The following is a 22,507-nucleotide window of genomic DNA, read 5'->3' on the forward strand; positions in this document are numbered from 1 at the left end:
ATCAACTCATGAAACTGAAATTTTTAACGATTGCCATAGCCGTAGGCCTGCTTACAACAGCCTGCGACAAAGAGTATCTGGAAACAGCACCCACCGGAAGTATTGATGCTGGTGCGGCTTATGCTACAACCAAAAATGCGGCTGCGGCTATTAACGGTATTTACCGCGCCATGATTGTTCGTTACCTCGATTCACAGGGGCACTTTGGGCATCCCGCCATGATGATTATTCTGGATGTGTTGGGCGAAGATGTGGTCATTCCCAATACATCGAACACCTGGCACCTGGGTGAAACCCGCTGGCAGGCGCATCGCTCCGAAACATCTGTAGGCGATCAGTTGCCATACCAGCTTTATTATCGGCTAATTGGTAATGCCAACATCGCTATTGCCAACATCGATGCCGCAGCAGGGGCGCAGACGGAACGCAATCAGATCAAAGGAGAAGCGCTGGGTTTGCGGGCGTTCTCGTATTTTAACCTGGTACAGCTGTTTGGGAAGCGCTATAATGCCGCTTCGAAACCCAATAGCCAGCTTGCCGTGCCGCTGGTGCTTTCGCCAACGACGGAAGGGTTACCTCGGGCAACAGTCGAAGACGTATATGCGCAGATCAACAAAGATTTAGCCGAAGCGGCTACCTTACTGACTACAACGCGCACGTATAAATCGCACATTAACTTGGACGTGATCAAAGGTTTACAGGCTCGGGTAGCGTTGGCCCAGCAAAATTGGACCGATGCCGCAAAATATGCCGCTGAAGCCCGTAAAAGCTATGTGCCGATGACAGCCACACAGTATCAGGACGGTTTTTCGGATATCAGCAATCCAGAATGGATGTGGGGCTTTGATCACCTCGAAGACCAGACGGAGTATTTTGGCGCCTATCATTCGTACATCTCCTGCAATTTCAACTCGACCAATATTCGGGTAGATCCTAAAGTGATCAACAGCAAGCTTTACGATCAGATTCCGACGACAGATGTCCGCTCAAAAATGTGGGTTAAAGCCCCTACAACCGCCAATTCGATCGTGCCTACCGGCGGGGTACGGGTTCCTTATATAACACAGAAATTCAAGCTGCCGGGTACCCCATCGACCAGTACTATGGGCGATGTACCGTATATGCGTGCTGCCGAAATGTATTTGATCGAAGCCGAAGCACAGGCTCGGCTAGGCAATACAGCGGCTGCTGCCAGCACGCTGTTTACACTGATAAGCCAGCGCGATCCGTCCTATAAACTGTCAACCAAAACGGGCAATGACCTGATCGATGAGATTCTGTTCCATCGTCGCGTTGAGCTTTGGGGGGAAGGATTCCGGTTTACCGACCTGAAGCGGTTGAATCAACCATTAAATCGGAACGGGGCTAACTTAAGCTCAGCCGTATCGGTAATTTTCGACGTCCCCGCCGGAGATAACCAGTGGGAGTTCCTGATTCCACGGCGCGAAATAAATGCGAATGCAAAAATTGTACAAAACCCGCTATAGTAACCCTTTAGTTGATTGAAAACGCGCCTGACCGGGATTTCGGTCAGGCGCGTTTGTATGGTAGGGATCATACTGCTAAGTATAGTGCCATTAAAATCTTTTTTGTCATGCCAGCCGCAGGGAGGAATCTCAACGTTGATGCTTGAACTAGTTTGAGATTCTCCTCTGCGGTCAATGATCGCTTCGTCTAAAAAGTTTGAACAGCGTCAAGGATAAAGTTTGCAGGAGGCAACCCGTAATGTACTTTTGTGAATTAAGCATGGCCATAATGACATTAGAAACCCTTCGTAACCAAATCGACTCTCTCGACGATCAGCTTCTGACGCTCCTCAATCAGCGCATGGAACTGGTTCGTCAGGTAGGCGAGTTAAAACGTTCAACCAACGCCGTTATCTACCGGCCCGAACGAGAAAAGCAGATCATTGATCGACTACATGAGCAGAACAACGGATTGTTGAATCGCCCGGCTATTGAAGCTATATTCCTGGAAATTTTTGCCGTTTCGCGAAACCTGGAATTACCCGAACGAGTGGCTTATTTAGGCCCGGAGGGGAGTTTCACCCATCAGGCTGCCGAAAGTCGGTTTGGCGCGATGAGTACCTATCTGGCTCTGCCTAATATTCGGTCGGTATTCGAAAGTGTCGAAACGGGACGGGTTCGCTTTGGCGTTGTGCCCATTGAAAACAATCAGGAGGGCGTTGTGGAAGAGGCTATCGATTTGCTGCTGGAAAAAGACCTGCGGATTGCGGCCGAGATTCAGATTCCCGTTCATTTTACATTTGCCACAAAGGCTGAGAACCTGGCCGATATTACCCATATCTACTCGAAAGATATTGCCTTCGGTCAATGCAGCCGGTTCCTGCATGACTATTTTGACGGGCTCAGCCCTGAGCTGGTTCCTGTCGAATCCACCTCAAAAGCAGCTAAACTGGCCTCGCAACAACCGACTGCGGCTGCCGTTTGTTCGGGCATTGCGGCAAAGCTGTTTGATGTCCCCATTCTGTTCGACAATATTGAAAACAGCGATCTGAACCGAACCCGATTCCTGATCCTGGCGAAAGATTTTGTCAATCAACCTAGCGGGCACGATAAAACAACCCTGATTGCGAAGCTTCAGAATACGGATTCGCCGGGGGTACTGGCCGAATTTCTGCAGGAATTCAATGCTCGGCGGATCAATCTGACGAAAATTGAAAGCCGCCCTTTGCGTGAAGGCGCTACATTCCGCTACTGGTTTTTGCTGGAATGCGAAGGTCACGCCAACGACCCCGATTTACAGGAAATTCTGAACCATCATGCGGCCGAAGTGAAGTGGCTGGGTAGCTATGTACGGGTCGCCTAGTTGTAGTTGTTGACGGTCATTATTGGGTTTGTAGCCATTGCACAAGAATGGCACAACGCATAATAACGTATGACCTGCAATGACAATCAAATGACGAATAACCCTGTTTCCAGTAGCAAGAAATCCCCGTTGATTGCTGTAACTTTTTCGGTCTAAAATTGCTTATAGAGGCATGGAATCGAACGATAAAACAGAGCGAATAGTCGAAGCCCGGATGAAACTCAAACGTCGCTTTGAGGAGAAAATGGCACAGACCCCATCCATGACCGATGAAAAGCCAAGAGGCTCAGGCCCAGACAATCGACATGGGATGCCAACGGTTCCGGTAGGGCAGACAGTCACCACAAAATGGCCTGTACTGGATTTGGGTTATCAGCCCAATATTCCGCTTGATAAATGGCAGTTAGCGATCGATGGCGAAGTGAACCATCCGGTTCGGCTCAAATGGGAGGATTTTCTGGCATTACCACAAGTAGAAGATACGAGTGATTTTCATTGCGTAACCACCTGGTCGCGGCTGGATATTCCGTGGGTAGGGGTTCGATTTATGGATTTAGCCGCCCTGGTTGACCCGAAAGGAACAGCCACGCATGTGATGTGTTACGGCTACGATGGGTACTCGACCAACGTATCGCTCGAAGAAGCCCTTAAGCCTGATGTGCTGCTGGTGCATACCGCCGATGGCCAACCGTTACCGCGTGAACATGGTGGCCCGTTGCGGATGATTACCCCCCAACTGTATGCCTGGAAAGGAGCGAAGTGGATTAAACGCATCGAGTTTTTACCGAAAAACCAACTCGGATTCTGGGAAGAACGTGGCTATTCGAATACGGCCTACCCCTGGCGAAACGACCGCTATTCTTGAAATATAAACTGAGTAAAACGAAACTCCCCGAACGTGTAAAGCTTTCGGGGAGTTTCGTTTTATTACGGCTGAAGTCGATTGCAAGATGGTTCCCTTAAATCATTAATAGTCGCCAGATGCCGGAAATAAGCAATAAAAGAATGGCTGCCGGTGTCAGTACCTTCCAGCAAAGGAACATCATCTGATCGACCCGGACGCGCGGGAAAGTCCAGCGTACCCACATCTGAATCAGGACGGCGAAAAAGGCTTTCGACAACAGCCAGAAGCCGCCTGTAATATGCCCCCACACACTGCCCGGCGTGCCACTTGTCCAGTCGGCCAGCCGAAGCGGGCCAATGTTAGGAAATGGTGTATTCCAGCTTCCCAAAAACAGAACGGCACCCAGAAACGATACCAGCAGCATCATGGCGTATTCGGACAGGTAAAGCAATGCAAATCGCATCCCGGAATATTCCGTATGAAATCCGGCGACGATTTCTGATTCACCCTCGGGCAGGTCGAACGGAGCCCGGTTACTTTCGGCCAGTGTACAGATGAAAAAGATGACGTAGGCAAAGAGCAAAAACGGATTCCGAAGGATGTTCCAGCTAAAAATACCGCCCCAGGTCGATACGTCGATGCCTAAGGCTTTTAGCCCAAACAAGTAGTTAGTCTCGTGTCCAAAAATTCCCTGCTGAAAACTAATGTCCTGTAAATTCAGGGTCTGGCATATCATCACCACACAAAGGATGGTCAGCCCAAGAGGAATTTCATAGGAAATAATCTGTGCTACGGACCGCATGGCCCCAAACAGTGAGTACTTATTGTTCGACCCCCAGCCCGCCATCAGGATGCCTACCACATCGAATGAGACAATAGCCATCAGGTAAAAGACCCCAACATCGGCTTTAGATCCCTGGAAGTCAGGAGTTAGAGGGAGCACCGCGAAGCCCGCAAAGACCGATGCAAAAATGATAGAGGGAGCCAGCAGAAATAACCGACGATCGGCGGCTGTAGGAACAATATCTTCTTTCTGAAGGAGCTTCAGCAAATCGGCGAAGAGTTGCAGCAGTCCCCATTTCCCGGTTTCCATAGGGCCAAGCCGGTCTTGCATAAAGGCCGATACTTTCCGTTCGGTATAAACCCCAACGACAACAAAGCCGGAAGCCATGGCCAGAAAAATAGGGAGCGCAAACATGCTATAAATGACTGAATTGTTAAATGATTGAATTGAGGAATGGAAGGTAAGCGTAAGCCTATTCAATCATTCATCAATTCAATCATTCAATCATTAATTAAAACTCGGCTGTTTTTGGGGCTCTGGGGAATGGGATGACATCGCGGATATTGCCCATGCCCGTAACGAACAGAACCAGACGTTCGAAACCTAATCCAAAACCAGCGTGGGGAGCGGTGCCGAAGCGACGCGTATCCAGATACCACCAGATGGCTTCGGGATCAATCCCCACTTCCTGCATTCGAGCAACCAGTTTATCCAGATCCTCTTCCCGTTGTGAACCCCCAATGATTTCACCAATGCCGGGGAACAGGACGTCCATAGCCCGAACAGTAGGGCCAAAAACCTCCCCGCGGGCGTTGGTAGCGGGTTCAACATCCTGTTTCATATAGAACGCCTTAATGGCACGCGGGTAGTTGGTCAGAATAACGGGTTTCTTGAAATGCTTTTCGACCAGATACCGCTCATGTTCCGACTGAAGATCAATCCCCCATTTTACCTCAAACTGGAACTGACCTTTCTTGGCGGGTTTCGAATTCATCAGAATATCGACCGCTTCGGTATAGGTGAGCCGCACAAACTCGTTGTTAATCACAAACTGGAGTTTTTCAAGCAGGCCCAGCTCACTCTGCTCTTCTTTCTTTTTGGTTTTTTCCTCCTCCTTGAGTCGGTTGTCCAGAAAAGCCAGATCATCGGCACAGTGCTGAAGAGCGTATCGAATAACGGTTTTGACGAAATCCTCAGCCAGGTTCATGTTATCTTTCAGTTCATAGAACGCCATTTCGGGCTCAATCATCCAGAACTCGGCCAGGTGACGGGTCGTATTGGAGTTTTCAGCGCGGAACGTGGGACCGAAGGTGTAAATCTTACCCAGCGCCATAGCACCTAATTCGCCTTCCAACTGTCCTGATACGGTCAGGTTTGTTTCGCGGCCAAAGAAGTCCTGGTTATAATCAACTTTGCCGTCTTCAGTTAGCGGAGGTTTGATTGCATCAAGCGTGGTTACCCGAAACATTTCACCAGCCCCTTCAGCATCTGAAGCGGTTATTATAGGGGTATTGAGGTAGAAAAAACCGTTGTCGTTGAAGTATTTATGAATGGCAAAGGCCAATGCATGCCGAATGCGCAGAATCGCACTGAACGTGTTGGTTCGGGGGCGCAGGTGAGCAATTTCCCGTAAAAACTCCAGCGAGTGCCGTTTGGGTTGAAGCGGATACTTTTCAGGATCAGCCGTACCGTAAATGACAACATCGGTAATTTTAACTTCTATCGCCTGCCCCGACCCCTGCGACTCCACAATTTGCCCTGTAATAGCCAGGCAGGAACCTGTCGTGATGAGTTTGAGCGTGTCTTCGGGAAGCTGGCCAGCCTCGGCTACCGCCTGAATATTCTGTATGGTAGAGCCATCGTTAAGAGCGATGAAAACGGCGTTCTTACTTTCACGTTTTGTACGAACCCAGCCCTTTACGGTCACGGTAGTGCCAACAGGCGAATCCATGCGGGACGAATCCACGCCAGAAGAAGCTTTCAATAACTGCTTTATCGGTAAGTAACTCATACTAAAATGGGGACCCTGTAATGATTGTGGTCGCAAAAGTACGGATTGTCGGTTGAATAGCCGATAAACAATTTTAATCCGTAAAATCACAAGAGTGTAGGTCAGGGGTGATTACGGCCTTATTTTTGCGTTAATTGAGACAACATACCCACATACTTGAGACACCATGCCGATAACGTTGTATATCGTTCGCCACGCAAAAGCAGAAGACCGGGCCATGTTTATGACTGATCATGACCGACAGCTTACTGCGGATGGCATCATTGCTGCTGCCCGAATGGGGCGCTACCTTCATGAAAAATCTGTATTGCCAGATGTGATTATCAGCAGCACAGCCCCTCGTGCTAAAGACACAGCAAAAGTAATTGCCGAACAAACCGGATTTGATACCGCCCGAATCGAGCTGAATCAGTTTCTGTACGAGGGAGGGCCAAAGGCTTATCTGGCCGCTTTGAATCGGCTACCCGCTACCGTCCAGACGGCCATGATCGTGGGACATAACCCTGATGTGTCGTATCTCGGCGAATTCCTGACGCACAAGGATATTGGTTCCATGAGTAAAGGCGCTGTGTTAGCTATTACTTTCGGCAATCTGAACTGGGCTGAAATTTCTGGCCGAACCGGAAGCTTGGAATTTCAAATTGGTCCCAAGCAATTGCCAATTAATGAATAATGTAAAATGTATTATGAACACTGGTGGCTGAAGGGCCAATCATGAATCATATAATAAACGTCATTGTCCATTTTCTTGATTAATGAATCGCAATCGTCGGATATTCGTAATTGTTTTTATTGCATTCACAACCCTTGTGATCTTGTTTACCATTGATATGGCCCGTCGCACAACGGCTCCCTGGAATAAGCGTCGGGAGGTTGAACGGGCGTTGCCACCCAAGGATGGTACCGTTGCCGATACCATGGCGACAGATACACTGCTTAACCCCTGATTCGCTATGCTGCAACTGAGTGCTGTTCATCACATTGCCATTATCTGTTCCGACTATGAACGGTCGAAGCAGTTTTATACGGAGATACTGGGGTTTACGATACTGGGCGAATATTATCGAGCTGAACGGCAGTCGTATAAACTGGATCTGGCGTTGAATGGCAGCTACCTGATTGAGCTTTTCTCGTTTCCTGAACCACCCAAACGGCCGTCCAGACCTGAAGCTGCCGGGCTGCGCCATCTTGCCTTTGCCGTGGCTGATCTGGATGATGCTATTCAACATCTGAACGAACAGGGAGTAGCAACGGAACCCATTCGCGTTGACGAACATACGGGGTGTCGGTTCACCTTCTTTGCCGACCCGGATGCACTACCGCTGGAGTTGTATGAATTGTAGAGACGCATCCTTGCGTCTCCTGACCGGATGGCTCGTTTAATCAGAAACGTTATGGCTGACGCGTATGAGACGCAGTTGTTGACGTGTATGAGACGCAATTGCTGACGCATATGAGACGCCAGGTATGGCGTCTCTACATGAGTGTCTCACTTAATACCTCAACTAGAGCGTCAACGTCATTGGCATCGTTGTATACATGCGGAGCAATGCGTAGGACGCGGGCACGGGCCGAAACGGAAACATTCTTTTTTAAAAGCGCTTGTTGAACGGTCATAGGATCGGTCTGCTCGGGGAGCCATAACCCTACCAGATGATGGCTACGGCCGGTGGTATCGCTTTCGGGTTCGATGCGGCATCCGAATTTCTCAAGAATAGGCCAGGCATCGGCCAGTAAGGTCTTTGCGTAAGCCTGAATACGGGAGGGTTGCCAGTCGATAAGTTGGGTTAAGGCGGTCTCAAGCATGGGCATTTGCAGGAAATGCGTATGTTCTCCAACGTTATACCGATACGCTTTTGGCCGATAAACCGGCTGATAGTCCATTAATTTATGAAACTGATTGCTATCGAGCCGACTCATCCAACTTTCTTCCAGCGGAATCCCCTCATCGAATGCTGAGCCGAAATAGGCTAGCCCCATTGAGTAAGGCCCCATCAGCCATTTGTATCCCGCACAAACAACTGCGTCGGGTTGAATAGCTTCCAGATCGAAAGGGAGTGCGCCTATCGCCTGAGTACCATCGATCACCAGCCAGGAACCTACATTTCTGACCCGTTTGCTGATAGTTTCCAGATCGAATCGGATACCATACATCCAATGAACGGGAGGCACAACCACCAGTGCTGTATTGGCATCAATAGCATCCAGCAGCCGCTGATTCCAAAGCTCGCTTTTCGGGAATTCAGCAGGCATAGCTACGGTCACGACTGTTAAACCAAGCTCGGTACATACACGATCCCAGGCGTAGACATCACTCGGAAATTCATCGCTGATCATCACAATTTTCTGACCGGCCCGGATGCCTGATTTTCGATGGAGGTTACGAGCTACTACGCCCATACCATAAGAAACCGATGGGACTACGGCGATGCGTTCGGGGTCAGGATTATTGATCAATTCAGAAAAAAGAGCCCGTACACGAACAGCACCCGTAAAAAAATCGTCGGGTTTTAAGCCAAACGGATCGGCCTGTTGACTGAGAGCTGTATGGCCCGCCTGTTCAACGGCTCGACTAAATGGAGCGCGGGTAGCACAATTCAGGTAATGAATAGGTTGCGGTAAACTAAACTGATGCTTTTGCGAGCCAAGTGGAGTTGTGTTGATGAGCATATAAAAGTTGATCGCTGAAAAAATTGGCACGGGGTTTGTAAAGACGTAAATGAAACCTAAAATCTACCCCATAAAATGACTACATTACTAGGCATTGGCTCCCGTGTTCGTCACGAAGAATTTGGTGATGGCGTTGTCATCAACCTAAAAGCCAATGGCTATACAATTACGTTTATCGAGCATGGTGTGAAGGTAATCAAATTCGACACACCACTCAGTATCCTTGAAGCGTTGGAACCCGATGGTGACCTGGTTAGTCTGTTCGATGTTGAACAGTCACTCACTCGGGTTCTTCAGCGCTGGGTCGATCAGACGGAAATTGTCCCGCTCGGCGATAAATGGAAAGGCGGCAAACTTATCCTGAAACCCGGTCGGGCCGATCTGGCACAAAAAGAAATGCCTATTGATGCATTCTTCCATAAAGTCGTGATGGTGCGCGACCGTCTTCGGGTACTCGAACAGCGGGTAAATGCCAGTGCCCTCGATGACGAAGAGAAGATCAATATTCAACAATATATCACCCGGATTTACGGTAGTCTGACTTCGTTCAACTTACTGTTTAAGAATCAGAATCAGCAATTCGTGGGTGAAAAGTCATTGGCTGATGCTTAGCGATAACGCTCGGTCAAAACACAACTATTTCATATAGTTTTGGGTTAGTTAGATTGGAGGCTCCCCGCTACTGTTTCAGTGGCGGGGACTTTTTTTAAAGAGCGAAAGAGTGAAAGAGCGGAATGCTGGCGCATACCATTTTCACTCTTTCGCTCATTCGCTCTTTCGCTCTTTAAATCCCCTGGCTCTTGGATGATACTCCCGTAGGGTTTGCTGGAGATAGTCACGGTCGAGGTGGGTGTAGATTTCAGTGGTAGTGATGGATTCGTGACCAAGCATTTGCTGAACGGCCCGTAGGTCGGCCCCGCCTTCGATGAGGTGAGTGGCAAAGGAGTGTCGGAAGGTGTGCGGACTGATCGTTTTTTTGATCCCGGTCTCGGTTGCTAGTTTTTTTATGGTTGTAAATACCGAAATACGCGAAAGCTGTTTCCCACGTAAATTCAAAAATATAGTGTCCTCATCGCCTTTTTGCACATCCAACTGACTGCGTACGTGCTGTATATAGAGCCGCGTATAGTGCATGGCGTCGTCGCCGATGGGAACCAGCCGAACTTTGTCGCCCTTGCCCAGCACCCGGATGAAGCCCGCATCGAAAAAGCAGTTGGTCAGGCGCAGATTGAGTAATTCAGAAACCCGAAGCCCGGAACTGTAGAGGACTTCGAGCATCGCCCGATCGCGAGTGCCGCCCGGTGTTGAAAGGTCAATAGCGCTCAGAATGGCTTCTACTTCTGGGAAACTTAGGGTGTCAGGTAGTTGACGCCCCAGTTTAGGCCCCTTGAGCTGCTGAGTTGGGTCGTGCTGAATCAGATTTTCGAGGAGCAGGTATTTAAAAAAAGATTTTAATCCCGACAGCATCCGTCCCTGACTATGGGCTGACAAACCAAGTTCGCCCAGATACTTCAGAAAATTCATTAACTCTTTTTCGGTTACCTGCATGGGTGTACGGGCAGGATCGGTCAGAAGGATGTATTCGTACAGTTTCTCGGCGTCGTGCAGATACGCTTCTACCGAATTTTCGGCCAGCGATCGCTCCAGCTTGAGGTAGTTCTTAAAGGCGTTTATATAACTTTGCCACATAGGATGGTGAATGAATAATGTTAAATGAATAATGGATATGCTAGCCTGCTGAGTTTGCCATTTTACATTATCCATTTTATATTATTCATTACTCATTATCCATTATTCATTTAGTATGAAACAGATTCTTATTATTAACGGCCCGAACCTGAACCTGTTAGGTAAGCGCGAACCGACTATTTATGGCAATCGCTCGTTTGTCGATTACCTCGAAACCCTCGAACAGCAGTTTTCGGATGTGCAACTTCGCTATTTTCAGTCGAACCACGAAGGCGAACTGATCGATAAAATTCACGAACTCGGTTTCGATGTCGATGGTATCGTAATCAATGCCGGTGCCTATACGCATACATCCATTGCTATTGCCGATGCGTTGTCGGCCGTTACAGCGCCAACTGTGGAGGTCCATATTTCGAATGTACATGCCCGTGAGTCGTTCCGCCACCACAGCTACCTGTCGGCTAAATGCAAAGGGGTTGTCGTAGGGCTGGGACTAATGGGCTATGAAATGGCTGTACGCTATCTAATAAACAATGGATAATGAGCAATGAACAAAAAGGGCATCCATTCATTATCCATTGTTCATTTTACATTATTCATTAAGCAATGATCACCTTTTACCCAGGTCCGTCAAAAGTATACCCGCAAGTGGCCGATTATGCAGTCGAAGCGGTTCGTCAGGGAATTGTTAGCCTGAATCATCGAAGCGCAGGCTTTATGGATGTTGTGAAAGAAACCATTCACCTGCTGCATGAAAAACTCGCTATCCCGGCCGATTACCATATTGCCCTGGTATCGTCGGCAACGGAGTGCTGGGAAATTGTCGCTCAGTCATTAACTGGCGAAGCTAGCCTGCATCCGCATAGTGGCGCGTTCGGAAAAAAGTGGGCCGAGTATGCCTACCGGATAAAACCACCGACCAGCCTTAGCGAAGCCGATGTGTTGTGTATCGTTCAGAACGAAACCTCCAACGGCACCCAGGTCTCAATGGAAACGCTTGCCCAATTTCGCCGTGATTTTACGGGGTTAATTGCCGTCGATGCGGTTTCGTCGATGGCGGGTATTGTGCTCGACTGGACACTGGCCGATGTCTGGTTTGCTTCAGTCCAGAAATGTTTTGGTTTACCCGCCGGACTGGCTGTTCTGATTTATTCGCCAAATGCGCTGAAACGGGCCGAAGAAATAGGAGAGAACAGTCATTACAACAGTCTGCTGTTTATCCACGAGAATTTCTCGAAATTTCAGACTCCCTACACGCCAAATGGGTTAGGGATTTATTTGCTGATGCGGGTCTTGCAACAGCTCGCTCCAATAGCTGATGTCGCCAGCGTGATAAAACACCGTGCCGCTGCCTGGTATTCTTTTTTTGAGAACGAACTGGCCCAGTCGTCTTTTCAACTATTGAATCAGGACACATTGGTGAGGTCCGATACTGTTATTGCAGTGCAAGGAAGTGATATCGATATAAAAGCCATCAAAACGGCTGCTCAGCAGGCTGGTATTATGCTCGGTAATGGCTACGGTGACTGGAAGACATCAACCTTTCGAATCGCTAATTTCCCCGCTATTTCTACCGACGAAATTGAAACCTTGAAACAGTTTTTGCTGAATTATTGTCTCGCGGACATCCTGTCCGCATCATGAACAATTCATTATCGATCCCGGCGGGGAACCGCTCACCACCATGTTGCAAATGCCCAATTTTAAAGAAATTGTTTCGGTAACGCTGATTCTATTTTCGGTAATCGATATAATTGGCTCATTGCCCGTAATTATCGATTTACGCCGGAAATCGGGAAAGATCGAGTCGGAGCGGGCTACCCTGGCTTCGGGAGCATTGATGATTGCTTTCCTGTTTGTAGGGGATCAACTGTTGGCTCTGTTCGGGGTCGATGTTGCTTCGTTTGCTGTGGCGGGTGCCCTGATCATTTTCCTGATTGGCCTGGAAATGATTCTGGGACGAACCATTTTTAAATCGGAAGTAGAGACAGGCGGGGCTACCCATATTGTTCCAATCGCTTTTCCACTCATTGCCGGAGCCGGGACCCTGACAACGCTTATTTCGCTCCGGGCCGCCTATCAGACTGTCAATATTATTATCGGCATCATTCTGAATCTCCTGCTGATTTATGCCGTATTACGATCGTCTGGCTGGCTGGAGAATCGGCTGGGTGCTGGCGGCTTAGCGGTGTTGCGGAAAATCTTCGGAATTATTTTGTTAGCCATCGCTATCAAGCTGTTTAAAACGAATCTTATTTCTGGGTTTTAAGACCAATAAGTTACATAAACAGCCTTCATTTTAAAGCTTAAATCACGAAAAAAGACAAAATGTTACGATAAATACAGGATTTTTAAAGGTAAAACGAATCAATTCTTAAAATTTCATAGAAAGCAGCTAAGATTATAAAGTGATAAAAAAAATAGCCTAAATATGGCAAATTACTGTACCAAACGAATTATAATTATAATTTTTCCGTAAAAACCATAAAAAATATGGTTGAAGGGGTATATGGCATTTATTTTTTATTGTAAAGCCGCATTATATTTGCCAAAAGTATTGCACAAAACCCCTATTCAACTCAATCCACTTGTACATCATGGCAAAGGCGAAGTTAGAATACATTTGGCTCGATGGTTATAAGCCTACCCAAAGCTTGCGTTCAAAAACCAAAATTGAAGGCGATTTCTCTGGTAAACTGGAAGACTGCCCTATGTGGTCGTTTGATGGTTCGTCAACCGAGCAGGCTCCAGGTGGCTCGTCCGACTGCTTGCTGAAACCCGTTTTTATCTGCCCTGATCCACAGCGTAAGAATGGCTACCTCGTGATGTGCGAAGTGCTGAATGCTGATGGTACCCCTCACGAGTCGAACGGCCGTGCCACGATTGAAGATGACGACAACGATTTCTGGTTCGGTTTCGAGCAGGAGTACTTCCTGTGGGATATGAGCATCGATAAGCCGCTTGGGTTCCCAGCAGAAGGTTTCCCAAAACGTCCACAAGGCCCTTACTACTGCTCGGTTGGTGCTCAAAATGCGTATGGTCGTTATATCATCGAAGAACACCTGGACGCTTGCCTTGATGCTGGTCTGAACGTAGAAGGTATCAATGCTGAGGTTGCTACAGGTCAGTGGGAATTCCAGATTTTTGCCAAAGGTGCGAAAGAAGCTGGTGACCAAATCTGGGTTGCTCGCTACATTTTGGAGCGTATCGGTGAAAAATACGGTATTTCGATCAACTGGCATTGCAAACCCCTGGGCGCTACCGACTGGAACGGCTCGGGTATGCACGCTAACTTCTCGAACACCACGCTTCGTACAGCAGGTAGCAAAGAAGTCTATGAAAAAATTTGTAGCGGATTCGGTAGTTCGCCTGAGGTGATCAAAGCCTGTATCGATGTATATGGTGCTGACAACCACCTGCGTTTGACCGGTAAGCACGAAACCCAGTCGATCGACCAGTTCTCGTTTGGTGTATCGGACCGGGGTGCTTCGATCCGTATCCCTATCGCTACGGTAGAGCGCGGCTGGAAAGGCTGGCTGGAAGATCGTCGGCCAAACTCGGCGGCTGATCCTTACAAAGTAGCTGCTATCATTATCAAGACTGTTAAGGCGGCAGAAGCTGTAGAAGCATAAGCCATCCTGCATAGATTAACTCAGAAGCCCGACTGCGAAAGTAGCCGGGCTTTTCTATGGGGCCTGGTACGTTGGGGAATTATGGAGGGCGAGTGGTTAATTGGCAATTAGGTAGTTAGTCGATCACAAATGCCAAATAATTTTCCTGGTTAATTAACTGGAAATTGGCACCAGGGTAGGTATCTATCCAGGAAGCAGGGGCTTTAACTGATTTGCGGGAAAACTTAAATTCAAAACCGGATAGTTGCCCGTTGGCTTCTTCTACGTAGTCAAGTTCGGCTCCAGTATACGTACGCCAGAAGTAAGTGTTGGCAAACTGACCTGTATAAGCATTTCGCTTACGACGCTCAATGACCAGGAAATTTTCCCACAAAGCACCTACATCCGTTCGTAGATCAAGGGGTTGGAAATTATCAATGACTACGTTTCGAATACCCAGATCATAGAAGTAAATCTTGTCCATCTTGCTGATTTCTTTCCGAAGGTTTCGACTAAAACCAGATAGCCGAAAGACAACAAATGCTTTTTCCAGTAGGTCGATGTACGTATTAACCGTGTCCTTACTCATGCCAAGTGTATTACCTATCTCATTCAAAGAGACTTCTGAGCCAACCTGAAAGGCTAGTAATTGGATCAGCTTTCGCAGTTTATCGGCGTGCCGAATAGAGGCCATTTCCAATATATCTTTATACAGATAAGCTGAAGAAAGCTCACGTAAATAATGCACTTTGTCGGTGGCATTGGTAAACTGGAGCGTATCGGGGTAAGAACCAAAGCGCAAAAGTTCTTCCAGCCGTTGTTGTAACTGAAATGCGTTTTGCTCTTGTCGAAGTTCACCCAGCGAAATCGGGAAAAGTTCGTACGTCCAGGTACGACCTGTCAAAGCTTCTTTTGTTTTGTTAGCCAATTCAAAAGACGAAGATCCGGTTGCAATGATCTTCAGATTGGGCAATGCATCATGTAGAATTTTCAGATTAATCCCTACATCTGGAATGCGCTGGGCTTCGTCGACAAATAGCAGATCATACCCTTCCACTAGAAGTTTCATCTGGTTTAGATTCCGGCCTGACAAAACGGTTTGGTAAAGCAATTCATCAGCATTTACGCTTAAGGAGCGATAAGGTAACGTACCAATTAACTCCCGTACTAGAGTAGTTTTTCCAACTTGTCTTGGACCATATAGGACGATAATCTTATTCGATTCTAAAAGTTTTTTATGGATCGTATCACTTAATTGCCGTCTGATCATGCCTACCTATACTTATTTTAATGCGAAATTAGTATTTGTATTAGCTAAATTAGTGCAAATTAAGCTAATAAGTGTCCAGCCAAATAAAAATAACGCTTGTAACTGTTCAGAATTTGAAGAATAGTAGTTAGTCAGAATCCCGACTACGAAAGTGGTCGGGATTCTTTATTTCTATACAGGACCACTTATCAAGTTTGTTACATTCCCAATTAGCTTTTAGCTACCTTTAACTGTCAATATTCCTGCATCTTAACGCAAAAGCTATGGACGCCAACGAGTACGATTTCGAAGAAAAATGGAAGCAGTTTGAGGAAACGGGGAAAGAAATTTCCGGTACGATTGGCGCCGTAGCAGGTGCCGTAGTTGGCCTTTCAGTGCTTGGCCTGAGTGCTCCGGTCGTGTACTTTTCGAAAAAAGCGGCAGGAAAAGAAACTGCCGATGCGCTACGAGAGACCGGCACCAAGGTACTGGAAAAAACGAAATGGATGAGTGAGTTCGGGCGATTTACTGGAAAAAAGTTCGGCCCTAAAATTTTAGGAACGATGCTTTTCGGGATTTCGGGATTGCTTTCGGGTGAGGAGTAGTAGGGCTTACTTCCAGCTACTAAAGCTAAGGAATTGTCTCCTGAGTGAAGCTGGCGCAAGAAATTACCGAATCTCTGTTCTGTAACTGGCAGAAGGGGTGTATGTTTGGTTAATTTTTCAACCTAAAACCTCGAAACCGTCTCAATGTCCAATTTTCGGTTTAAAGCGCTTGAAATGGCCCAGAATCGTCAGGCGATGCTCGTAACGGCACCTACTGAGCGCGTTGGTGATTTTTTTGGCAGTTATACGTTTAACAATGAAGTAATGCGGTCGCTGCTGTCGCCCGAAGCGTACCTGAAAGTTACCGAGGCCATCAACACCAATGGCCAGATAGACCGGGCTATTGCCGACGAAGTAGCTGGAGCGATGAAATCGTGGGCTACCTCAAAAGGCGCTACACACTATACCCACTGGTTTCAGCCGCTGACTGGCGAAACAGCCGAAAAGCACGACGCATTTTTTGATGTGGGCTCGGATGGAAAAGCCATTGAGAAATTTAAAGGAAGCGCCTTAGTTCAGCAGGAACCCGATGCCTCGTCGTTTCCAAGTGGTGGCCTGCGTAACACCTTCGAAGCCCGTGGCTATACCGGGTGGGACCCAAGTTCGCCCGCTTTCCTGATGGATAATGGCGCCGGGGGCAAAACGCTCTGTATTCCATCGGTATTTATATCCTATACCGGCGAAGCGCTTGATTATAAAACACCTTTACTGAAAGCGTTGAATGCGCTGGATAAGGCAGCGACGGCTGTTTGCCAGTATTTCGATCGAAACATTACCAAGGTGACGCCTACCCTGGGGCCTGAGCAGGAATATTTTGTGGTCGACCGGGCGCTGTTCTACGCTCGCCCTGATCTAGTGTTAGCGGGTCGTACTGTATTCGGACATCAACCGGCACGGGGGCAGCAACTGGAAGACCATTATTTCGGCTCGATCCCCCCTCGTGTCAATGCCTTTATGGTCGATTTTGAGTTTGAGTCGATGAAGCTTGGTATGCCGGTCAGGACGCGGCATAACGAAGTAGCTCCAGGGCAGTTTGAAGTAGCGCCAACCTTCGAGGAAGTCAATTTATCCATCGACCACAACGCGCTGCTCATGGACCTGATGGAAAAAATAGCTGAAAAGCATAACCTGAAAGTCCTTTTCCACGAAAAACCGTTTGCCGGAATTAACGGGAGTGGCAAACACAATAACTGGTCGATGGGCACCAATACGGGTGTTAACCTGCTGGCTCCCAGTACGAAACCTAAGGAGACGCTTCGTTTTCTGACGTTTCTGGTTAATGTTATCAAAGCCGTTCACGACAACGCTGATCTTCTGAGGGCTAGCATTGCATCGGCAGGTAACGAGCATCGTTTGGGCGCTAATGAGGCACCGCCTGCTATCATGTCGGTCTTTTTAGGAGAAACGCTCACCCAGGCGTTAACCGATCTGGAAACCAAGTCGGAGGTGACCATCAATAAGGGCGACAATGTCTATTACAAACTGGGCCTGAATCGAATTCCGAGTTTGATGCGCGATAACACCGACCGAAACCGAACATCGCCGTTTGCCTTTACAGGTAATAAGTTCGAGTTTCGGGCCGTAGGGAGCTCAGCCAACTCGGCTTCAACCATGACCGTGTTAAATGCCATTGTTGCCGATCAGTTGAATAAGTTTAAAACTGATCTTGATGGTCGATTGGCGCGAAATGAGAAAAAAGAACTGGCCATTGTCGATATTCTGAAAGAGTATTACGCGAACTCAAAACGGATTCTGTTTGAGGGAAATGGCTATTCGGATGAGTGGGTAGACGAAGCAGCCCGACGTGGTCTGTCGAACATCAAATCGTCGCCCGAAGCACTGGCTATTTACGTGCAGCCCGAATCGCTGTCCTTATTTGAACGGACGGGAGTCATGAACCATGCCGAGGTGGAATCGCGCTACGAGATCGAACTGGAGAAATACATCAAAAATGTGCAGATCGAATCGCGGGTGATGGGCGACCTGGCGATGAACCACGTTGTATCTACAGCGTTGAAATACCAGAATAAACTGGCCGAAACCGCCCGAAACCTGGTCGAATTAGGTATGAGTGCCGAAGCCGAACCAATCAAGGATATACTACGCGAAATCTCGACCCGCGTACTGGTCATCAAAAAAGGTGTCGAAGCGATGATTGAGTCGCGGAAGAAAGCGAACAATGTGGGTGATACGGTTGAACGGGCACGTCTGTATGCTACGGAAGTGAAGGACCATTTCGAGATCATTCGCTATGAAGTCGACAAGCTTGAAGAGATCGTTGATGACGAAGACTGGCCGCTGGTAAAATACCGGGAGTTGCTGTTTGTGAAATAGTCCGAACCGGGATTTATCAGATTAGAGGATTGGCAGGATTTTGTTTTTTCGCTTCTTTGAAGCGCTTGAGCACAAAATCTTACCAATCCTCTAATCTGATAAATCCGGTTCAGACATTAAAACATGGATTTATCAGACAGATTATAGATCTTCTGAATGTTTTGCAGAATGGCTGCGAAATCCAATTTAAGATCTTTGATGCGCCCCGTTCTAAGATCGAATACCCAGCCATGAACTTCCGGGTAGCCCTGTTCTATATAGGAAAGTTGTACTGCAGCTGTTTTGATAACGTTTACACACTGCTCCTGTACGTTCAGTTCAACGAGTCGGTCGTAGCGGGCTTGTTCGTCAGTGATGAGGTCCAGCTCTTCCTGATGCCCACGGTACACATCTCGAATGTTACGCAGCCACGGATTCAGTGTCCCCATGTCTTTAGGTTGCATAGCGGCTTTAACCCCTCCGCAGTTGTAATGCCCGCAAACGATAATGTGTTTTACTTTCAGGTGCAGCACCGCATATTCAATCACAGACATAACGTTCAGGTCAATGTTGTTGACCAGATTGGCAACGTTACGATGAACAAACGCTTCACCAGGCTTAATACCCATCATGTCTTCGGCGGTTACCCGGCTGTCGGAGCAACCAATATACAGGTAGTCAGGTTGTTGGTTTTCTGATAGTGTTTTAAAAAAATCGCTGTCGGTACGAGTTTTTTCTGCAATCCATTTTTGATTATTCTCAAAAATCTGCTGGTAGCTTGTCATAACTAAAGTAAAAAGATGGTGACTGATGAGTCGTCAAAACAATACATTGCCTAGACAATTTAGGGGTGAAGATAGCAGTTTTTGCTAAACTCTTTAATTTTGATTTTAATCTCTTTTTAATGTGAATGGCTGATCTTGATCAAACGAACAATGGTTGTTGACCGATCTGACATCGCCCTGGCCTCAAGGTTGTGTTAAAAAGCATACGTATTTTGCACCACTATACCATCCATTATAAATCCGAACCTGTGTACTCCGCTTCCAGCCTTTTACAAGACCTTTGCCGGTTACCCCATAGAGGAGCAGCGACCCCTCAGGGAACTGAAGCTGCGCGACTTCTACAATCGTATCTGACCGAGATGGGAGCGGAGGTGCGTACAGAATCGTTCCAGACGCCCCGTACCTATCTAACGATTGTATATTGGCTAATTGGTGGCTTGCTGGTTAGTCTGGCGTTGATTCCCGTTTCGGGGGTTGCCGTTGGCCTGGTACTGTATTTTACGGTTATGGCCTGGCGATATTTCAACTGGAACTATTCATTTATTACCCGATTTCCGGTGCAGTATACGGCTAGTAATGTAATCGGCAGTTGGTCAAGTGGTGGGCTTAAAGAAAACCGGCGTAAAGTTGTCTTAATGGCTCATTACGATACAGCACCTGTGTCGCTGCTGTACAGCCCCAGGCAGCAGGCTAATTTTCGGGTATCGTTAATTATCTCGCTGTGGCTGATGGGATTTTCCGTAGGTATCGCAGCGCTGGAAGCCCTTAAAGTTGGCTTGCCTTACGTTCAGTATGTCCGATACGGACTGATGGTTTATTTTGGAATCCAGGCTGTAATGGGTACACTTGGCTATTGGCTTCAGGGATATACCAACGGGGCCAGCGACAATGCAACGGGAGTAGCAGCCGCTTTGGCAACAGCCGAACGATTGAAGGATGTACATTTGCCCGATCTGGACATTGAGGTTGTACTCACCAGTGCCGAAGAAGTGGGTATGATCGGGGCTCACTCTTATGTAGAAACCCATAAAAGGACATGGAAGCGCACCCAAACCATGGCCATCAATTTTGATACACTCGGAGCTGGAAAGCTTACGGTCATTGAACAAACGGGTACCGTTGAGCGCATACGCTATGATAACACAGTGACCCAGTTGGCCAGACAACTGCTGGTAAGTGATCGGTTTAAGGACCGGGCACAGGTTGGACGCTGGCATACGGCCGACTTCGATAGCGTATGGTTTGTACGTAACCGGATTCCTGTGCTGGCTTTGTGTGGGCTGGATGATCAGGGCCGGATGCCGCGTATTCACCAGCCCGCCGATACGCTTGAACAGGTGGAAACCCGGCCAATGAATGATGCCATCGACCTTGCCGAAGCGGTAGTGTTGAAGTGGATAACGAACAACGGCTAAATAGGCTACTAGGTAAACAGCATTGTTCATTCTACATTATCCATTAGCTTTGTCCCATGGCAAACTATAAAAACGAGGGGTACGACCCTGAAGAAATCAGCGCCCTCAAAGAGGAATGTCGGAAGGAAGGTAAATCATTCGTTTACGTTGAAGACGATGACCTGGATACACTGGATGAAGGCGAATGCGTACACATTCAGTTTCCGGGTAAGTACCAGGGCGAAGAAGTTATTTTCGATACACTGGTTTATACGCTTCGCCTGCACCACAGCAGTTTAGTGTATGAAATGGCTGTAGAGCAGGTACGCAAAACCTACCCGGAATACGTGCCACCTGAAGACCGGAAGCCTACTTATAAAATCTCGCCTGAGTTGGAAGAAGAAGCCGAAACGGCTTTGACCGAAATTATTGACGAGATTGAAGAAACCGAAACGGTTAAGGTGCAGGAACATGTGGAAGTCGACATGCAATCCGATTATGGCATCGCGCTGGACGTATGCCTGAACGTAGAAGAGATCAACGACGACATCGTCGAAGCATTCGTTCGTGACTTCAATGCCAACAAGCTTTCTTTAGACACAACTCTGTATTCCTTCACGAGTGAAGACGAAAATTAATTTTGAATGATTGAATGATAGAATGAGTGAATACTGCACAAAATTTAACATTCATTCTATCATTCAATCATTGTATCATTGATATATGCAACAACCCGACTCGCTTAATCAGGTGGCAGAATTCCACCGTACCTTCCATGCCCCTATTTTAGAAACCCCACAAATCCCGTCGGAAGCTCGTTGTCAACTGCGGGTGGCCTTACTGGCAGAAGAACTGGATGAACTGCGCGAAGCCATTGCCGAAGGCGACATTGTTGCCGTAGCCGATGCCCTGTGCGATTTGCAATACGTATTGTCGGGGGCTGTGCTGGAGTTTGGGCTGGGCCATAAATTCAAAGCCTTATTTGATGAAGTACAGCGCTCGAATATGAGCAAAGCCTGCCTGACTGTTGATGAAGCAGAAGCTACTGTTGCCGAGTATCAGGCCAAAGGAGTGCCCTGTCACTATATCGAATCAGACGGTAAGTTTCTGGTGTATCGGGATGCTGATCACAAAACGCTGAAAAGTGTCAATTACTCGCCAGCCGATCTGGAGGGAGTTCTGAACGAATTGGCCTAACCAACGCGTGAACTTATGCTTTTTAGAAAAGCTATCCGGCAGGATGTTCCATTGATTGTAAAACTACTGGCCAACGACAAACTGGGTCAGTTGCGCGAAAACTATACAGATCCGTTACCGGAGGCTTACTACAACGCTTTTGAAACGATTCATAAAGACCCTAATCAGGAGTTGATTGTGGTGGAAAGCGAAACCGGAGACCTTATTGGTACCCTTCAGTTGAGTTTCATACAGTATCTGACCTATCGGGGAGGCATTCGGGCGCAAATTGAAGCGGTTCGTATACGAGACGATGTTCGGGGAGAAGGCATCGGCCAGAAAATGATTGAGTGGGCCATTCAACGAGCCAGAGAACGAAAAGCTCACGTCATCCAGTTAACGACAGATAAACAACGGCCTGATGCTCTTCGATTTTATGAAAAGCTTGGTTTCAACGCATCACATGAAGGAATGAAGCTGCATTTTTAAGGAATTTGTTCTAAGTAGATTCGTTGTTAACGGGTTCTCTTTAGCGTATAGAATCCGA

General features: G+C 47.6%; 23 protein-coding genes. 17 read left to right on the forward strand and 6 right to left on the reverse strand.

Going from position 1 to position 22,507, the window contains the following annotated elements:
* Positions 1-8 precede the first annotated feature (8 nt).
* The 3 genes from BGO59_RS09150 to BGO59_RS09160 all read left to right on the forward strand — a co-directional run bounded on the left by BGO59_RS09150 (position 9) and on the right by BGO59_RS09160 (position 3,694).
* A complete protein-coding gene (locus BGO59_RS09150) occupies positions 9-1,487 on the forward strand; it encodes a RagB/SusD family nutrient uptake outer membrane protein (RefSeq protein ID WP_293683320.1) in 1,479 nt (492 codons plus the stop codon).
* Positions 1,488-1,755: 268 nt separating this feature from the next.
* On the forward strand, positions 1,756-2,829 hold the full coding sequence (gene pheA / locus BGO59_RS09155; RefSeq protein WP_293683321.1) for a prephenate dehydratase: 1,074 nt from the start codon (positions 1,756-1,758) through the stop codon (positions 2,827-2,829).
* Between the two features lie 172 nt (positions 2,830-3,001).
* Positions 3,002-3,694 carry a sulfite oxidase-like oxidoreductase gene (locus BGO59_RS09160; protein ID WP_293683322.1) on the forward strand — a complete coding sequence of 231 codons (693 nt, stop codon included), beginning with the start codon at positions 3,002-3,004 and terminating at the stop codon, positions 3,692-3,694.
* A gap of 94 nt (positions 3,695-3,788) precedes the next feature.
* Here the strand turns inward: BGO59_RS09160 and nuoH are convergent, their stop codons facing one another.
* Together nuoH and asnS are read right to left on the reverse strand one after the other, a co-directional pair.
* Complete coding sequence (gene nuoH / locus BGO59_RS09165; RefSeq protein WP_293683323.1) at positions 3,789-4,871, reverse strand: NADH-quinone oxidoreductase subunit NuoH; 1,083 nt, start codon at positions 4,869-4,871, stop codon at positions 3,789-3,791.
* A 97-nt stretch (positions 4,872-4,968) separates the two neighbouring features.
* Positions 4,969-6,468, reverse strand: a complete 1,500-nt coding sequence (gene asnS / locus BGO59_RS09170) for an asparagine--tRNA ligase (RefSeq protein ID WP_293683324.1) — start codon at positions 6,466-6,468, stop codon at positions 4,969-4,971.
* A gap of 166 nt (positions 6,469-6,634) precedes the next feature.
* Between asnS and BGO59_RS09175 the strand changes: the two genes are divergently transcribed.
* The 3 genes from BGO59_RS09175 to BGO59_RS09185 all read left to right on the forward strand — a co-directional run bounded on the left by BGO59_RS09175 (position 6,635) and on the right by BGO59_RS09185 (position 7,811).
* Positions 6,635-7,141 (forward strand): histidine phosphatase family protein, encoded by a 507-nt coding sequence (locus BGO59_RS09175; RefSeq protein ID WP_293683325.1) that lies wholly within the window; start codon positions 6,635-6,637, stop codon positions 7,139-7,141.
* 82 nt (positions 7,142-7,223) lie between these two features.
* Positions 7,224-7,415: a hypothetical protein gene (locus BGO59_RS09180; protein WP_080056092.1), complete on the forward strand. Its 192-nt coding sequence runs from the start codon at positions 7,224-7,226 to the stop codon at positions 7,413-7,415.
* A gap of 6 nt (positions 7,416-7,421) precedes the next feature.
* Entirely contained in the window at positions 7,422-7,811 is a 390-nt protein-coding gene (locus BGO59_RS09185) for a VOC family protein (protein WP_293683326.1), read from the forward strand.
* A gap of 133 nt (positions 7,812-7,944) precedes the next feature.
* Here the strand turns inward: BGO59_RS09185 and BGO59_RS09190 are convergent, their stop codons facing one another.
* Positions 7,945-9,138, reverse strand: coding sequence for an aminotransferase class V-fold PLP-dependent enzyme (locus BGO59_RS09190; RefSeq protein ID WP_293683627.1), 1,194 nt, complete (start codon positions 9,136-9,138; stop codon positions 7,945-7,947).
* Between the two features lie 75 nt (positions 9,139-9,213).
* Here BGO59_RS09190 and BGO59_RS09195 point away from each other — a divergent pair, with 75 nt between their 5' ends.
* A complete protein-coding gene (locus BGO59_RS09195) occupies positions 9,214-9,750 on the forward strand; it encodes a hypothetical protein (RefSeq protein ID WP_293683327.1) in 537 nt (178 codons plus the stop codon).
* Between the two features lie 153 nt (positions 9,751-9,903).
* On the opposite strand, the gene xerD is transcribed toward BGO59_RS09195, so the two are convergent.
* Positions 9,904-10,827 (reverse strand): site-specific tyrosine recombinase XerD, encoded by a 924-nt coding sequence (gene xerD, locus BGO59_RS09200; RefSeq protein ID WP_293683328.1) that lies wholly within the window; start codon positions 10,825-10,827, stop codon positions 9,904-9,906.
* A 115-nt stretch (positions 10,828-10,942) separates the two neighbouring features.
* Between xerD and aroQ the strand changes: the two genes are divergently transcribed.
* From aroQ to BGO59_RS09220, 4 genes are all read left to right on the forward strand, one after another.
* Entirely contained in the window at positions 10,943-11,368 is a 426-nt protein-coding gene (aroQ, locus tag BGO59_RS09205) for a type II 3-dehydroquinate dehydratase (protein ID WP_293683329.1), read from the forward strand.
* Positions 11,369-11,433: 65 nt separating this feature from the next.
* Positions 11,434-12,471, forward strand: coding sequence for an aminotransferase class V-fold PLP-dependent enzyme (locus tag BGO59_RS09210; protein ID WP_293683330.1), 1,038 nt, complete (start codon positions 11,434-11,436; stop codon positions 12,469-12,471).
* Positions 12,472-12,520: 49 nt separating this feature from the next.
* Complete coding sequence (locus BGO59_RS09215) at positions 12,521-13,096, forward strand: MarC family protein (RefSeq protein ID WP_293683331.1); 576 nt, start codon at positions 12,521-12,523, stop codon at positions 13,094-13,096.
* A 328-nt stretch (positions 13,097-13,424) separates the two neighbouring features.
* Positions 13,425-14,459 carry a glutamine synthetase beta-grasp domain-containing protein gene (locus tag BGO59_RS09220; RefSeq protein WP_020596016.1) on the forward strand — a complete coding sequence of 345 codons (1,035 nt, stop codon included), beginning with the start codon at positions 13,425-13,427 and terminating at the stop codon, positions 14,457-14,459.
* A 115-nt stretch (positions 14,460-14,574) separates the two neighbouring features.
* On the opposite strand, the gene BGO59_RS09225 is transcribed toward BGO59_RS09220, so the two are convergent.
* On the reverse strand, positions 14,575-15,708 hold the full coding sequence (locus BGO59_RS09225) for an ATP-binding protein (protein WP_293683332.1): 1,134 nt from the start codon (positions 15,706-15,708) through the stop codon (positions 14,575-14,577).
* A gap of 263 nt (positions 15,709-15,971) precedes the next feature.
* On the opposite strand from BGO59_RS09225, the gene BGO59_RS09230 reads away from it, so the two are divergent.
* The gene (locus BGO59_RS09230; RefSeq protein ID WP_293683333.1) at positions 15,972-16,292 is read left to right on the forward strand and encodes a hypothetical protein; all 321 of its coding nucleotides are present in this window, start codon (positions 15,972-15,974) and stop codon (positions 16,290-16,292) included.
* Positions 16,293-16,436: 144 nt separating this feature from the next.
* Entirely contained in the window at positions 16,437-18,626 is a 2,190-nt protein-coding gene (locus BGO59_RS09235; protein ID WP_293683334.1) for a glutamine synthetase III, read from the forward strand.
* Positions 18,627-18,742: 116 nt separating this feature from the next.
* Here BGO59_RS09235 and BGO59_RS09240 read toward each other — a convergent pair whose 3' ends face one another.
* Positions 18,743-19,390 carry a carbonic anhydrase gene (locus tag BGO59_RS09240; protein WP_293683335.1) on the reverse strand — a complete coding sequence of 216 codons (648 nt, stop codon included), beginning with the start codon at positions 19,388-19,390 and terminating at the stop codon, positions 18,743-18,745.
* A gap of 212 nt (positions 19,391-19,602) precedes the next feature.
* Here BGO59_RS09240 and BGO59_RS09245 point away from each other — a divergent pair, with 212 nt between their 5' ends.
* The 4 genes from BGO59_RS09245 to BGO59_RS09260 all read left to right on the forward strand — a co-directional run bounded on the left by BGO59_RS09245 (position 19,603) and on the right by BGO59_RS09260 (position 22,449).
* Complete coding sequence (locus BGO59_RS09245) at positions 19,603-20,805, forward strand: M20/M25/M40 family metallo-hydrolase (protein WP_293683336.1); 1,203 nt, start codon at positions 19,603-19,605, stop codon at positions 20,803-20,805.
* Positions 20,806-20,861: 56 nt separating this feature from the next.
* A complete protein-coding gene (locus BGO59_RS09250; protein WP_293683337.1) occupies positions 20,862-21,422 on the forward strand; it encodes a hypothetical protein in 561 nt (186 codons plus the stop codon).
* 85 nt (positions 21,423-21,507) lie between these two features.
* The gene (locus BGO59_RS09255) at positions 21,508-21,981 is read left to right on the forward strand and encodes a nucleoside triphosphate pyrophosphohydrolase family protein (protein ID WP_293683338.1); all 474 of its coding nucleotides are present in this window, start codon (positions 21,508-21,510) and stop codon (positions 21,979-21,981) included.
* 15 nt (positions 21,982-21,996) lie between these two features.
* Positions 21,997-22,449, forward strand: a complete 453-nt coding sequence (locus BGO59_RS09260) for a GNAT family N-acetyltransferase (protein WP_293683339.1) — start codon at positions 21,997-21,999, stop codon at positions 22,447-22,449.
* Positions 22,450-22,507 lie beyond the last annotated feature (58 nt).

It is taken from the genome of Spirosoma sp. 48-14, assembly GCF_001898575.1.
In the GTDB taxonomy this organism is placed as follows: Bacteria; Bacteroidota; Bacteroidia; order Cytophagales; family Spirosomataceae; genus Spirosoma.

What these genes read in the sequence shown, in the direction of transcription:
- BGO59_RS09150 (WP_293683320.1), top strand. Translation starts at nt 9, where the DNA reads ATGAAACTGAAATTTTTAACGATTGCCATAGCCGTAGGCCTGCTTACA.
- pheA (WP_293683321.1), top strand. Translation starts at nt 1,756, where the DNA reads ATGACATTAGAAACCCTTCGTAACCAAATCGACTCTCTCGACGATCAG.
- BGO59_RS09160 (WP_293683322.1), top strand. Translation starts at nt 3,002, where the DNA reads ATGGAATCGAACGATAAAACAGAGCGAATAGTCGAAGCCCGGATGAAA.
- nuoH (WP_293683323.1), bottom strand. Translation starts at nt 4,871, where the DNA reads ATGTTTGCGCTCCCTATTTTTCTGGCCATGGCTTCCGGCTTTGTTGTC.
- asnS (WP_293683324.1), bottom strand. Translation starts at nt 6,468, where the DNA reads ATGAGTTACTTACCGATAAAGCAGTTATTGAAAGCTTCTTCTGGCGTG.
- BGO59_RS09175 (WP_293683325.1), top strand. Translation starts at nt 6,635, where the DNA reads ATGCCGATAACGTTGTATATCGTTCGCCACGCAAAAGCAGAAGACCGG.
- BGO59_RS09180 (WP_080056092.1), top strand. Translation starts at nt 7,224, where the DNA reads ATGAATCGCAATCGTCGGATATTCGTAATTGTTTTTATTGCATTCACA.
- BGO59_RS09185 (WP_293683326.1), top strand. Translation starts at nt 7,422, where the DNA reads ATGCTGCAACTGAGTGCTGTTCATCACATTGCCATTATCTGTTCCGAC.
- BGO59_RS09190 (WP_293683627.1), bottom strand. Translation starts at nt 9,138, where the DNA reads ATGCTCATCAACACAACTCCACTTGGCTCGCAAAAGCATCAGTTTAGT.
- BGO59_RS09195 (WP_293683327.1), top strand. Translation starts at nt 9,214, where the DNA reads ATGACTACATTACTAGGCATTGGCTCCCGTGTTCGTCACGAAGAATTT.
- xerD (WP_293683328.1), bottom strand. Translation starts at nt 10,827, where the DNA reads ATGTGGCAAAGTTATATAAACGCCTTTAAGAACTACCTCAAGCTGGAG.
- aroQ (WP_293683329.1), top strand. Translation starts at nt 10,943, where the DNA reads ATGAAACAGATTCTTATTATTAACGGCCCGAACCTGAACCTGTTAGGT.
- BGO59_RS09210 (WP_293683330.1), top strand. Translation starts at nt 11,434, where the DNA reads ATGATCACCTTTTACCCAGGTCCGTCAAAAGTATACCCGCAAGTGGCC.
- BGO59_RS09215 (WP_293683331.1), top strand. Translation starts at nt 12,521, where the DNA reads ATGCCCAATTTTAAAGAAATTGTTTCGGTAACGCTGATTCTATTTTCG.
- BGO59_RS09220 (WP_020596016.1), top strand. Translation starts at nt 13,425, where the DNA reads ATGGCAAAGGCGAAGTTAGAATACATTTGGCTCGATGGTTATAAGCCT.
- BGO59_RS09225 (WP_293683332.1), bottom strand. Translation starts at nt 15,708, where the DNA reads ATGATCAGACGGCAATTAAGTGATACGATCCATAAAAAACTTTTAGAA.
- BGO59_RS09230 (WP_293683333.1), top strand. Translation starts at nt 15,972, where the DNA reads ATGGACGCCAACGAGTACGATTTCGAAGAAAAATGGAAGCAGTTTGAG.
- BGO59_RS09235 (WP_293683334.1), top strand. Translation starts at nt 16,437, where the DNA reads ATGTCCAATTTTCGGTTTAAAGCGCTTGAAATGGCCCAGAATCGTCAG.
- BGO59_RS09240 (WP_293683335.1), bottom strand. Translation starts at nt 19,390, where the DNA reads ATGACAAGCTACCAGCAGATTTTTGAGAATAATCAAAAATGGATTGCA.
- BGO59_RS09250 (WP_293683337.1), top strand. Translation starts at nt 20,862, where the DNA reads ATGGCAAACTATAAAAACGAGGGGTACGACCCTGAAGAAATCAGCGCC.
- BGO59_RS09255 (WP_293683338.1), top strand. Translation starts at nt 21,508, where the DNA reads ATGCAACAACCCGACTCGCTTAATCAGGTGGCAGAATTCCACCGTACC.
- BGO59_RS09260 (WP_293683339.1), top strand. Translation starts at nt 21,997, where the DNA reads ATGCTTTTTAGAAAAGCTATCCGGCAGGATGTTCCATTGATTGTAAAA.